The following is a 13,168-nucleotide window of genomic DNA, read 5'->3' on the forward strand; positions in this document are numbered from 1 at the left end:
CATATTAAAAGCTTACTTACCTTCTTCAGCAGCTTTTTTAGCTTCTCTTTTCAACTTCATGTTTTCCCAGATAGTTCCACCAATCCAGTAAGGAACTACAAATGTTAATAAGAAAATTAACAACCAAAATCCAGCTGTAAAAATAAACATGAATAATACCAATCCTGAAAATTCTGAAAAATCTAACATTTGCTTCTTATTAATAATTGTTATGCCACAAAATTATAACTATTTTTCTTTTCCTCCAATAAAATCTGATAAAAATCACTATTAAAAACTATTAGAATTTGTAATTTTGAACATCATTAATTTTAAGCATTTTAAATCATTCCAAATGACAAAATATAGAATTGAGAAAGATACAATGGGACAAGTAGAAGTTCCTGCTGATAAATATTGGGGAGCACAAACCGAGCGTTCTCGTAACAATTTTAAAATTGGTCCTACTGCCTCTATGCCATTAGAAGTTGTATATGGATTTGCATACTTAAAAAAAGCAGCTGCTTTCACTAACGCTGAGTTAGGTGTATTAGCTACTGAAAAACGTGATTTGATTGCACAAGTATGTGATGAAATATTAGCTGGAAAGCACGACGACCAATTCCCATTAGTAATCTGGCAAACAGGTTCTGGTACACAATCTAACATGAATGTAAACGAGGTTATTGCTAACCGTGCTCACGAAATCGCTGGGAATGTAATTGGTGAAGGTGAAAAAACCATCCAACCAAACGACGATGTAAACAAATCGCAATCTTCTAACGATACCTTCCCTACTGGAATGCACATTGCTGCCTACAAAAAAATTGTAGAAGTAACCATTCCTGGTGTTGAACAATTGCGTGATACTTTACAAACAAAAGCTGAAGCTTTTAAAGATGTGGTGAAAATTGGGCGTACACATTTAATGGATGCTACTCCCCTAACCTTAGGTCAAGAGTTTTCTGGATATGTTGCTCAATTAAACTTCGGGTTAAACGCTTTAAAAAACACCTTAGCACATTTAGCACAATTAGCGTTGGGTGGAACAGCGGTAGGAACTGGATTAAATACACCTGCTGGTTACGATGTGTTAGTTGCTAAATACATTGCTGAGTTTACAGGATTACCATTTATAACTGCTGAAAATAAATTTGAAGCTTTAGCTGCTCATGACGCATTAGTTGAAACTCACGGAGCGCTAAAACAATTAGCCGTTTCATTAAATAAAATAGCAAATGATATTCGTTTAATGGCTTCCGGACCTCGTTCAGGAATTGGAGAAATCATTATTCCTGCGAATGAACCAGGATCTTCTATTATGCCAGGAAAAGTAAACCCAACTCAGGCAGAAGCTATGACTATGGTTTGTGCACAAGTAATGGGTAACGATGTTGCGGTAACTGTTGGTGGTACTCAAGGTCACTACGAATTAAACGTTTTTAAACCTATGATGGCAGCTAACGTATTACAATCGGCTCAATTAATTGGGGATGCTTGTGTATCGTTTGATGTAAACTGTGCTGCTGGTATTGAACCAAACCAAACAAGAATCACTGAGTTATTAAATAACTCATTAATGTTAGTTACGGCATTAAATACTAAAATTGGATATTACAAAGCTGCTGAGATTGCAAATACAGCACACGCAAACGGAACTACTTTAAAAGAAGAAGCAGTACGTTTAGGATACGTAACTCCAGAACAGTATGACGAATGGGTAAAACCAGAAGATATGACAGGTAGCTTAAAATCATAAAAGCTTTACTTACCATAGATATAAAAAAACCACAACAAAATGTTGTGGTTTTTTTATTGCATATTATATTATCTCATTCTAAAATAATGTTACCCTAAAAGAAAAGACTAAGCATCTTGCATAGTATCACAAATAACAATTTCTCTTAACAACACAGATTGTGGTAACTCATATGCAAACTTTATAGTCTTAGCAACATCTTTAGCTGTAATATTAACAGCTCCTACACTCTCTTTCCACTCATTATATCCTTTAACTATTGTATCATCCGTAGTATGCTCGAGCAATTCTGTTTTAACCGCACCAGGTTCAATTGTTATTACTCGCACGTTAAAGGGAGATAACTCTAATCTCGCTGTTTGTGTTAACCCACGAACACCAAACTTACTAGCACAATATGCTGCATGATTTTCAAAAGCTTGATAGCCTGCCATAGATGACAAATTTATTATAGTTCCACCTTTACGAGCCTTCATACTTGGTATTACCGTTTGCATACCATGCATCACTCCCATTACATTAACATCTAACATTTTTTGCCATTCATTGGCATTTTGTGTTTCAATCGATCCTAATAACATAACCCCTGCATTATTTATCAATAAATCAGTTTCTCCATAAACAGCTTCAGCCGCTCTTATTGCTTTTTCTAATCCCGTTTTATCAGTTACATCAACTTTTTTACACAAGGTATTAGGTAAGTTTAAAGCCTCCATCTTTTCTACCCTTCTTGCTAATAATAAAAGAGGGTATCCGTCTTCTGCAAACATTTTAGCCATTTCTAACCCAAAACCAGAACTAGCTCCAGTAATAACTACTAATTTTTTATCTTCCATAAATCATTCCTTTGTTATAATTATTTTTTATACTAATTTAAATTCAACTTTACTACTAGCTAACTATTTTATTAGCTTTTACAAAGGTACATTTCAAAAAAAACTACTCAAAATACTATTTTTGTATCTTAATCATAATTTATAATTATAATGGAAGAGCGTTTATTAAAGTTTTTTATTGCTGTATATGAAGAAAAAAACCTTACACGTGCGGCCAATAAATGTTTTGTTTCTCAACCTAATATTTCTAACGGAATAAAATTATTTGAGAGTAAAATGAATTGTACTTTATTTAAAAGACATCAACGAGGTGTCGAGCCTACAAACGAAGCACACTACCTATACCCCATAGCTAAAAGAATTTTAAATGAATTAAATGATTTACCTAACATATTTACAAAAAGTGCGTTTAAAAATGAGGTTAAAATTGGTATTGCAGATAGTTTACCACAAGAATACAAACTACAATTTATAAAAAAGGTTAATGAATTAAATAGTAATGTATTTTGGACAGTAAATCATTGTAATGAAAATAATGAGATTAATTTATTAGTTAAAGAATGGAAGAAAGAAGAAGATTTGTTTTTACCACTATGGCAAGAAGATTATTTATTATGTATTCCCAATGGACATAAATTATTAGCCAAAAACGAAATTGATTTGGTAGCAGATTTAAAAGATGAAAACTTCATTCATTGTCCTCCTTGTGAAGCTCATAAACAATGTATTTCTATCCTAAATTTTGCTAATAAAACTATTAATACTGTAGGTAATTGTAGTACAAAAACTGAAACTTTAACTTTATTAATGGCGGGTTTAGGTTTAACTTTTTTACCTGAGTATTTTATTGATGGTTGGTATGGTTTTGAAACTAGGCAGTATAAAGGCCCTCGTTATTATAGAGAAGTAGGTTTAGCTTACTCTAGGCACAGCTTACAAAACCCTGCTATAGCAAAAACCATTAATTATTTTTCAAAAAACAAACTTAAGGCAAATAAATTTAACAATTTCGGGTATTATTTTAAACCGTGATTCTTTTTCCCTCAAACCATTACTCTATAAATTTTATTTATAAACTAACAATTTTCCACATTATAAAGTAAAAGCATACATAGAATACTTTATTTTTTAAATGATGCTTTAGTTTTTTATTTTGGGCGATGATTAACTAAGTATTAGCGAACAAAATAATCATCAAAATAAGCTTAAAAAATAGAAAACCACAACAAAATGTTATGGTTTTCTGTTTAACGAACTTTTAAAATAAATTATATCTCTTGATATGTATAGGTTTTAGCTATTTCTTTTATTCTTTCATTAGTAACAATTCCTTTTTGTACCTCATAATCCTCAGCGGTTTTTCTTGGTATACGAATTGCTCCGTTAGATAATTTTACGGTGTATCCAAAATGTTCGTTTATAAAATGCTCTTTATATGAACCAATATTCTTATCTATTAAACTTGCTTGTTGGGTAATACCTATTACCCCTTTCCTATTATTTTCTGTCTTTGTCATAATTATTTATTTAGATTTTTAGTAGTTACTTTTTTACAATTACTCTTTGTGTTTCCGAACACATAAACCACGACAATACACTTTTACACCTATGCGTAGTGTACTCTTAGCTCTATTAAAAAAATAAAAGGAATGTAGTGAGGATTACTTTTGCTTTTTCAAAGTTTGAAGGTACAAATAACAAATCATACTACAAAAAAATCTCTGTTATATAAGAAAGTGTTTATTCCTTATTCATGTTTCATCCTGAAATAGCATTAGAGTAAGAACAAAGTATGATAACTAAAAAAAGTGACCTTCAAATTTAAAACTTTATACTGTATAAAAAAGTTAGTTGTTCTTATTAAAAAACTCAAGTAGTAAAATATGAACTAGATTTAAAAAAATCTCTCAACAAACTTTTAGTTCACTGAGAGATTTCTACAACTTTAACTCTAGCTAGTTTAACTATCAATTCGTTCAATCTTTGCTCCGATAGATTTTAAACGTGCTTCGATATCTTCGTAACCTCTATCTATCTGTTCAATATTATTAATAATACTTGTCCCTTTTGCTGAAAGTGCTGCTATTAATAATGAGATACCTGCACGGATATCTGGAGAGGTCATTTTTGTTGCCTTCAACTGCGATTTAAAGTCATGACCTATTACTGTAGCTCTATGAGGATCACATAAAATTACTTTTGCTCCCATATCAATCAGCTTATCTACAAAGAACAAACGACTTTCAAACATTTTTTGATGAATTAATACCGTACCTTTAGCTTGTGTCGCTACCACTAAAACAATACTCAATAAATCTGGTGTAAACCCAGGCCATGGTGCATCTGCTACAGTTAATACTGACCCGTCAATATAACTTTGAATTTCGTAGCTTTCTTGCTCTGGTATGTAAATATCGTCTCCTTTTCTTTCTAATTGAATTCCAAGTTTTCTAAATACATTAGGAATTTGTCCTAAATCATCCCAACTTACATCCTTAATTGTCAATTCCGAACGCGTCATAGCAGCCATACCTATCCAACTACCAATCTCAATCATATCTGGCAATATAGTATGTTCACAGCCTTTTAGAGTTTCCACTCCTTCAATAGTGAGTAAATTAGATCCTACTCCAGTAATTTTTGCTCCCATTGAGTTCAGCATTTTTGACAATTGCTGAATGTAAGGCTCACAAGCTGCGTTATATATTGTTGTGGTTCCTTTGGCTAATACTGCAGCCATAATAATATTTGCTGTACCAGTTACCGAAGCTTCATCTAGCAACATCTCTGCTCCTACTAATCCTGTTTCTGTTTCTACACCATAGAAATATTCTTCACGATTATAACGAAATTTTGCTCCTAAATTGATGAATCCTTCAAAGTGGGTATCTAGACGACGACGCCCAATTTTATCGCCTCCTGGTCGAGGAATATATCCTTTTCCAAAGCGAGCCAATAACGGGCCAACAATCATAATAGACCCTCTTAAAGAACTTCCATCTCTTTTAAATTCTGGTGACTCTAGATATTTTAAATTGATATCGTCTGCTTGAAAACTATATGAGTTTTTAGATAATTTTTCTATTTTAACTCCTAATTCTCCTAAAATAAAAATCAGTTTATTAACATCAATAATATCAGGAACATTGTTTATAATTACTTTTTCTGACGTTAACAACACCGCACATATTACCTGTAATGCTTCATTTTTTGCTCCTTGTGGTGTTATTGTTCCTTTTAATTTGTGACCTCCTTCTATTTTAAATGATGCCATTTACTTTTTTCTGTATTTAGTATTTGTTTTTCCTTTTGATTTGTGCTGTCCTTGCCCGCTACGTTTTCTTAACAGGCTTTTGCTATCTGTTAAGTCCTCATCAATGTCTCGAATATCTATTTTCCCTTCAGACAGCTCATATAAATGATCAAAAATAACACTATCTTCAACTGTGTCTTTGTTCCAGTTTAAATAGCATTTTTTCATATGATTAGCAATGGTGAATACCAAAGCTTCTTTCATTTCTCCTTCTTCCCATGTTAATGCTACATCAATCATGGTTTGAATATTTGTACCATAAAAACGATACTTTGATGCTGATTTTGGATATGGCAATCGCTCAGGAGATTCTTGTAACTCTTCCTTTGAAGGTGTTTCATAAGGAGAATCAACATCTAACTGAAAATCTGCCATTATATGTAACTGATCCCAAAGTTTATGCTTAAAATCAGGCACATCGCGTAAGTGAGGCTGTAAATTACCCATTACATCAATAATAGCTTTAGCCATTGTATTTCGTTCTTCTTTATCTTCTAAAGCGATACAATGATTCACTAGCTTTTGTATATGCCTCCCATATTCTGGGATAATTAATTTGGATCTTTTCGAATTGTATTCTAAATCAAACGTCATTTCTCTATATTTTATCTATGCAAAATAGGTAATTATTATGAATTAACTACCCGATTACTTTCAATTTTGCAAATTGTAACAATAATTTCTTTTTACCTACGGTACTAAACTCTATTTCTGCTTTTTTATTGGGTCCTTTCCCTTCTAAAGCTACTACTTTTCCAGTACCAAAACGGTTATGTTCTACTACGTTTCCTACTGTGATTTCTCCATCAAACAAATTCATTTTTGGGCTCATTTCTGAAACCTTCTTCATTTTACTTTTTGGAGGAACCATATTTGGTTTTTCCTTCTTCGCCAAGAACTCTTTTCTTTTCTTTTGAATTGGTTTTTGAAAACGTATTTTCTTTGGTGAATCGTCTTCAAATAAACTAGCATCAATAAACCTATTTACTGATGGTTCAGGTACTTTTGGCGTTAAATACTCTAAATATTGCTCATCTATTTCTTCTAAAAACCTACTTGGCTCACCATCAGTTAATTTACCCCAACGATAACGTGTTTGTGCATAAGTTAAATACGCTCCTTTTTCAGCTCTTGTTAACGCTACGTAAAACAAACGACGTTCTTCTTCTAACTCACTGCGAGTATTCATACTCATTGCTGAAGGGAATAAACTTTCTTCTAAACCTACAATGTACACGTAAGGAAACTCTAACCCTTTGGATAAGTGAATTGTCATTAACGAAACTCTAGGTTCTTCATCTTGTTTATCGGAATCAAAATCAGTGGCTAGTGCGACGTCTTCTAAAAATGAAGTTAACGATGCGTCTTCTCCTGTTTCTATTTTATCGGTAATAAAGTCTTTTATTCCGTTTAAAAGTTCTTGAACGTTTTCAACCTTATTAACGCCTTCTGGAGTTCCATCTTTTTGTAAATCTTTGACTAATTGGGTTTGTTTAACTACCAAATCAGCAATTTCAAAAGCATTTTTTGTTTGTGCTTCAATTTGAAAACGCTGAATCATGTTTACAAAATTCTGCAACTTTGTTTTAGTTCCTGAATTAAGATTGATATCTACTGTGCTGATATTTTTTAAAATATCAAACATTGATTTTTTGTAGTGATTCGCTGCAATTGTTAGTTTATCTAACGTTGTAGCTCCAATCCCTCTTGCTGGGTAGTTAATAATACGTTTTAATGCTTCCTCATCATTCGGATTGATTAAAATTCGTAAATACGATAGTAAGTCTTTAATTTCTTTACGTTGGTAGAATGAAATACCTCCGTAAATTTTATACTTAATATCTTTTTTACGTAATGCATCTTCTATAGCTCTTGATTGTGCGTTGGTACGATATAAAATTGCAAATTGATCACTTGTTAACTGATGATTCATTTGGTTTTCCCAAATAGATTGAGCCACAAAACGCCCTTCTTCTCCATCAGAAATTGTACGCATTACCTTCACACTATCTCCTGCATCGTTAGCTGTCCAAATTTCTTTATCTAGCTTCGTTTTATTCTTATCAATTACACTATTCGCAGCGCGTACGATGTTACTTGTTGAACGGTAATTTTGTTCTAACTTGAATGTTTTTACATCTGGGTAATCCTTCTGGAAGTTCAAGATATTTTGAATATTCGCTCCACGGAATCCATAAATACTTTGCGAATCATCTCCTACCACACAAATATTCTGAAAACGATCAGCCAACGCACGTACAATTAAATATTGCGAATGGTTGGTATCTTGGTACTCATCTACCAAAATATATCGGAAACGATCTTGATACTTTGCCAACACATCTGGAAAACGTGCTAATAATTCATTGGTACGCAATAATAAATCGTCAAAATCCATCGCTCCTGACTTAAAACATCTATCTACATATTCTTTATAGATATCACCTGTTCTCGGTCTACTCGCTTCTAAATCGGCTTGTTGTAAATCAGAGTTATTAAAATACGCTCTAACCGTAATTAAGCTGTTTTTAAAAGACGATATTCTGCTTAAAATTTGTTTTGGCTTGTATCGATCTTTATCTAAATTCATTTCTTTGATAATCGCCGTTATCAATCGAACTGAATCTTGTGTATCGTAAATGGTGAAGTTTGACGGATAGCCTAATCGATCAGCCTCTGAACGTAAGATACGTGCAAAAACTGAGTGAAATGTTCCCATCCAAAGGTTTTTAGCTTCGCTATACCCCACTACTTTACCAATACGATCTTTCATTTCACGGGCAGCCTTGTTGGTAAATGTTAACGATAAAATGTTAAAAGCATCTACTCCTTGCTCCATTAAATAAGCAATTTTATAAGTCAGCACTCTCGTTTTACCCGATCCTGCTCCTGCTATAATTATCATTGGGCCGTCTTTTTGTAAAACAGCTGCTCTCTGTGGTTCGTTAAGTTGCTCTAAATAAGTATTCAATGGAAATTAAATTGAAAGTATTTTAAAAATGGAAAATTAACCAATCTTTTAGGTTTTTTAAAGATTCTACCCTTTTTTTTATTCACTAATTTTTAATCCTATAAATTCAAGCTAAAATCCGAATTAACAGAAATTCGTCTTATAACCCTTATTTTAAAATATTCGTTTTAAAACCCGAATTATTTGGGGTTTTCAATTTGAAAAGCTATTTTTACTAAAAATTGAATACATGACAAGTGTAATTACTGGTGATATTATAAACTCTAGAGGTGTTTCTGCTGAAACATGGCTTCCTGTACTGAAAGAATCCTTCAATACTATCGGGAAAACACCAAAAACATGGGAGCTTTTTCGAGGAGATAGTTTTCAAATTGAAATTGAAAATATTGCTGAAGCTCTTCTTTTTATTTTTAAGCTAAAATCTACTATTAAAAAAATAAAAGATTTAGACATTCGTTTAGCTATTGGTATCGGTAATAAAAGCTTTGATACAGAAAAAATTACCGAAGCCAACGGTGAAGCTTTTATAAATTCTGGGTATGCTTTTGATTATTTACTTAAAAAGCAAAATTTAGCTTTGAAAACTCCTTGGGAAGATATTAACGACGAGTTTGAAGTTTCTATAAGCTTAAGTTTGTTAATAATGGACAATTGGACAACTAATTCTGCTGCTTTTGTATATATGTCTCTACAAAACCCTGAGTCTACTCAAAAAATTATCGCTAAAAAACTAGCTATTTCAGAAAGTAGCGCTAGTGAACGAAGAAAACGTTCTGGGTTTGATGAAATTATGAAACTAGAAAAACGTTATAGAAAACTTATGAATCAGAAACTAACTAAAATATGATACTGTTTTTAAAACTACTCGTTGCTCATTTATTAGGTGATTTTGTTCTACAACCTAAAAATTGGGTAAAAGATAAGGAGAAAAAGAAAATAAAATCTATTAAACTCTATGCTCACATAGGTGTTCATGCTATTTTATTACTATTATTATTACAATTCAATTCTACATACTGGAGTGTTTTTTTACTTGTAATTGTTTCTCATTATTTAGTAGATCTTGGAAAACTATATCTTCAAAGAAAGAAGAACAAACGTTTATTCTTCTTTTTAGATCAGGTTTTACATATATTTTTTTTGGTTTTAGCCACATATATATACTCTCCTTTTAAAGTTAGCATAGATGCTATTTTAACCCAACAAAACTTATTACTTTTTGCTTGTTTAATTTTTGTCACTTATACTTCGTCTATTATTATAAATACATTAATTTCTAAATGGAATCCAGAAAAAGGTAATAAATCAACAGAACAATCGTTAGCCAATGCAGGTAAGTATATTGGTTTTTTAGAACGTATATTAATTTTTGTTTTTATCGCGATTAACCAATGGGCAGGTGTTGGATTTTTACTCGCGGCAAAATCTATATTTAGATTTGGAGATTTAACAGCATCAAAAGACAGAAAACTTACTGAATATGTACTGATTGGAACTTTACTAAGTTTTGGATTGGCAATTTTAACAGGACTCGTATATTCGCATTATGGAAGATAAAATTATTGAGGGGCTTGCTTATGCCCTACCAGCATTAGTAACTGGCGGTGTAGCTTACTTAATTTTAGGCCGCTTTATTGAACAAGACAATAAAGAAAAAACATTCAATGCTTTAGTTGAAAAAAAGCGTGAAAGTTTACCCACAAAGCTACAAGCTTATGAACGTATGTTGTTGTTTTGTGAGCGTATCAACCCATCAAAATTACTGTTAAGAGTAAATCCTATAGGAGATGATACTGATAACTACCTCCAACTTTTAATTGGTAATATAGAACAAGAGTTTGAACATAATTTAGTGCAGCAATTATATATTTCGGATGATAGTTGGAAAGCTGTTTTAGCAGCTAAATTAGCTATTATAGCTAAACTTCGAAATACAGCAGAAAGTTCTGAAACTGCTAAAGATTTACGTGAAAATGTATTAATTGACTACTCGCAACAGGAAAGTCCAGCAAACACAGCTATTTCCTTTTTAAAACAAGAAGTCAAAAAACTGATATAAAAAAAGCCTCAATATTGAGGCTTTTTTTATGTTTGTTATTTTTTATTTTTCAACAGGCAATTCTAATCTACTTGCCCATTCTGTCCAAGAACCATCATATACACTATAATTATTATTATTTCCTGCCTCTTCAGCTCCTAAAGCAAGTATACATGCTGTAATTCCTGACCCGCAAGAAAGAATCATTTCTTCTTTATTCGGATTCATATTTGAAAATATTTTCTGAAGCTCTTCTTTCGATTTCATCTTTCCCTCTAATTGCAATTCTGTATAAGGTAAGCTTTTAGAATTCGGAATATGACCTCCTCTTAAATCTTTTCTTGGTTCTGGTTCCGTAGCATAAAACCTTCCTTTTGAACGAGCGTCTAATATAATTCTATTATCACGAGAAGCTTTTAATACTTCCTCTGTAACACTTATTTTACCCTTATTAAGGTTAGCTTTAAAGTTCCCTGTTAAGAATTCTATTTCTTTTTTAGACTCAACTGTATAACCAGCGTCTTTCCAAGCAGGTAAACCTCCGTTTAAAACTGCGACATTTTCAAAACCAAACACTTTAAACAACCACCAAACTCTAGGAGATGAGTACACTCCTAAATCATCGTAAACAACAATACAGCTATCATTATTTATCCCTAATCTTTGAGCCTCAGTTTCAAAATATTTTTCTGACGGAATTGTGTTAGGATATTCTGCTTCAACATCTAAAAAGACACTCTTTAAATCAAAGAAAACAGCATCTTTAATCTGCTGTTTTTCTTTTTTATTATCTGTTTTGACTCCTACTTTCTGAATAGTTGCATCTAGAACTATTAAGTTATCTGCACTTAAATTATCGTGCAACCAATCAACAGAAACTATAGGTGATTTTACTGTAAGCATATTACTTTATTTTACTTCATCATAATGCTCATCCCATTCATGTGGGTGTGGCTTTCCTAACTTCCCTACAGACTTAGCTACCAAAGTTGATACTGTGGCGTCACCCGTTACATTAATAACTGTTCTACACATATCTAATGGTCTATCAACTGCAAAAATTAATGCTAAACCTATGGCTAATTTATCTGCTGGAAAACCAACTGACTCTAATACGATTACTAACATTACCATTCCTGCTCCTGGTACAGCTGCTGAACCTATTGAGGCTAATAAAGCCGTTAAAATAATTGTGAGTTGATCAACAAAAGTTAAATCGAAACCTAAAGCTTGTGATATAAATACTGCTGCTACTGCTTGATATAAACTAGTACCGTCCATATTAATAGTAGCTCCTACTGGTAACACAAAACTCGATACTTCTTTATCTACTCCAATATGTTCTTCTACTCGTTCCATCGTAACTGGTAATGTTGCCGCGCTAGAACTTGTTGAAAACGCTAATAATTGTGCTGGACTTATTTGTTTTAAAAACCATAATGGGTTCTTTTTGGTAAATACACTTATTAAAACCATATAAAGTGCTACCATTAATAATAAACCTCCAATAACAGTTGCTCCATATTTTAATAATGCTAACAATAAATCAGGATCATTAGAGGTAACCACAACATTTGCTAATAATGCAAATACCGCAAAAGGTGCTGTTAACATGATTAAATCAACCATTTTTAACACAACTTCATTTAACGAATCAAAAAAGTTTTTTAATGGTGTAGCCTTTTTTTCTCCTATTAATAACATTGATATTCCTAAAATAATAGTAAAGAAAATTACTTGTAACATTGCTTTATTATTACTCATTGCTTGTATAGCATTATCTGGAACCATATCTTCCAAAAACTTAAGTGGACCACTTTCTTTTTGTTTACTCGCTTCTACTATTTTAGCTTGTACCCCTTCACTGTTTGCGTAATCTGCTGTTAATTTAGCTATTGTATCTTCTGAAATTCCTTCTCCAGGCTGTACAACATTTACCAATACTAACCCCACTGTTATTGCTATTACCGTAGTACCTATATAAATTAATATGGTACGTATACCAATGTTTTTAAATTTTGAAATATCTTTTAAATCAGAAATTCCTTTTACTAGAGAAGCGATAATTAACGGTACTGCTATTAGTTTTAATAATTTTACGAAAATTGTTCCAAAAGGCTTTATCCAGTCCGATACAAATGACGCCCCATTGTCTGTAAAGGTCATCACTAACCCAAATAAGACACCTAAAATCATTCCTATTAAAATTTGCCAGTGTAGTGCAAGTCTCTTCATATAATCTATAAATCTATTATTTTTTAACTGGCCGTAA

At 32.2% G+C, this 13,168-nt stretch carries 13 protein-coding genes; 5 read left to right on the forward strand and 8 right to left on the reverse strand.

What is annotated here, in order from left to right; translation table 11 throughout:
- Positions 1 to 12: 12 nt before the first annotated feature.
- Positions 13 to 189: a hypothetical protein gene (locus tag AC3VJB_RS05845; RefSeq protein ID WP_164505156.1), complete on the reverse strand. Its 177-nt coding sequence runs from the start codon at positions 187 to 189 to the stop codon at positions 13 to 15.
- A 145-nt stretch (positions 190 to 334) separates the two neighbouring features.
- Here AC3VJB_RS05845 and fumC point away from each other — a divergent pair, with 145 nt between their 5' ends.
- Positions 335 to 1,738 carry a class II fumarate hydratase gene (fumC, locus tag AC3VJB_RS05850; protein WP_167713674.1) on the forward strand — a complete coding sequence of 468 codons (1,404 nt, stop codon included), beginning with the start codon at positions 335 to 337 and terminating at the stop codon, positions 1,736 to 1,738.
- A 107-nt stretch (positions 1,739 to 1,845) separates the two neighbouring features.
- Here the strand turns inward: fumC and AC3VJB_RS05855 are convergent, their stop codons facing one another.
- Entirely contained in the window at positions 1,846 to 2,574 is a 729-nt protein-coding gene (locus AC3VJB_RS05855) for an SDR family oxidoreductase (RefSeq protein WP_253679992.1), read from the reverse strand.
- Between the two features lie 150 nt (positions 2,575 to 2,724).
- Here AC3VJB_RS05855 and AC3VJB_RS05860 point away from each other — a divergent pair, with 150 nt between their 5' ends.
- Positions 2,725 to 3,606 carry a LysR family transcriptional regulator gene (locus tag AC3VJB_RS05860; RefSeq protein WP_253679991.1) on the forward strand — a complete coding sequence of 294 codons (882 nt, stop codon included), beginning with the start codon at positions 2,725 to 2,727 and terminating at the stop codon, positions 3,604 to 3,606.
- A gap of 236 nt (positions 3,607 to 3,842) precedes the next feature.
- Here the strand turns inward: AC3VJB_RS05860 and AC3VJB_RS05865 are convergent, their stop codons facing one another.
- From AC3VJB_RS05865 to AC3VJB_RS05880, 4 genes are all read right to left on the reverse strand, one after another.
- Positions 3,843 to 4,091: a hypothetical protein gene (locus AC3VJB_RS05865; RefSeq protein WP_047789036.1), complete on the reverse strand. Its 249-nt coding sequence runs from the start codon at positions 4,089 to 4,091 to the stop codon at positions 3,843 to 3,845.
- Between the two features lie 443 nt (positions 4,092 to 4,534).
- Entirely contained in the window at positions 4,535 to 5,848 is a 1,314-nt protein-coding gene (murA, locus tag AC3VJB_RS05870) for a UDP-N-acetylglucosamine 1-carboxyvinyltransferase (RefSeq protein WP_047789037.1), read from the reverse strand.
- Positions 5,849 to 6,481, reverse strand: coding sequence for a DUF4290 domain-containing protein (locus AC3VJB_RS05875; protein WP_047789038.1), 633 nt, complete (start codon positions 6,479 to 6,481; stop codon positions 5,849 to 5,851).
- Positions 6,482 to 6,527: 46 nt separating this feature from the next.
- Positions 6,528 to 8,858: an ATP-dependent helicase gene (locus tag AC3VJB_RS05880; protein WP_159615749.1), complete on the reverse strand. Its 2,331-nt coding sequence runs from the start codon at positions 8,856 to 8,858 to the stop codon at positions 6,528 to 6,530.
- A 229-nt stretch (positions 8,859 to 9,087) separates the two neighbouring features.
- Between AC3VJB_RS05880 and AC3VJB_RS05885 the strand changes: the two genes are divergently transcribed.
- From AC3VJB_RS05885 to AC3VJB_RS05895, 3 genes are read left to right on the forward strand one after another with little or no spacing between them, the layout of a single operon-like run.
- Positions 9,088 to 9,705 (forward strand): SatD family protein, encoded by a 618-nt coding sequence (locus AC3VJB_RS05885; protein WP_349264900.1) that lies wholly within the window; start codon positions 9,088 to 9,090, stop codon positions 9,703 to 9,705.
- Positions 9,702 to 10,415, forward strand: coding sequence for a DUF3307 domain-containing protein (locus tag AC3VJB_RS05890; RefSeq protein WP_239179427.1), 714 nt, complete (start codon positions 9,702 to 9,704; stop codon positions 10,413 to 10,415). Before AC3VJB_RS05885 ends, AC3VJB_RS05890 begins: the two co-directional genes overlap by 4 nt.
- Entirely contained in the window at positions 10,405 to 10,917 is a 513-nt protein-coding gene (locus AC3VJB_RS05895; protein WP_073183674.1) for a DUF7935 family protein, read from the forward strand. The genes AC3VJB_RS05890 and AC3VJB_RS05895 overlap by 11 nt, the downstream gene beginning before the upstream one ends.
- Positions 10,918 to 10,959: 42 nt before the next feature.
- Here AC3VJB_RS05895 and AC3VJB_RS05900 read toward each other — a convergent pair whose 3' ends face one another.
- Positions 10,960 to 11,799: a sulfurtransferase gene (locus AC3VJB_RS05900; protein WP_497666887.1), complete on the reverse strand. Its 840-nt coding sequence runs from the start codon at positions 11,797 to 11,799 to the stop codon at positions 10,960 to 10,962.
- A gap of 6 nt (positions 11,800 to 11,805) precedes the next feature.
- Positions 11,806 to 13,131 carry a dicarboxylate/amino acid:cation symporter gene (locus AC3VJB_RS05905; protein ID WP_047789045.1) on the reverse strand — a complete coding sequence of 442 codons (1,326 nt, stop codon included), beginning with the start codon at positions 13,129 to 13,131 and terminating at the stop codon, positions 11,806 to 11,808.
- Positions 13,132 to 13,168 lie beyond the last annotated feature (37 nt).

It is taken from the genome of Tenacibaculum sp. TB-53 (assembly GCF_059716285.2).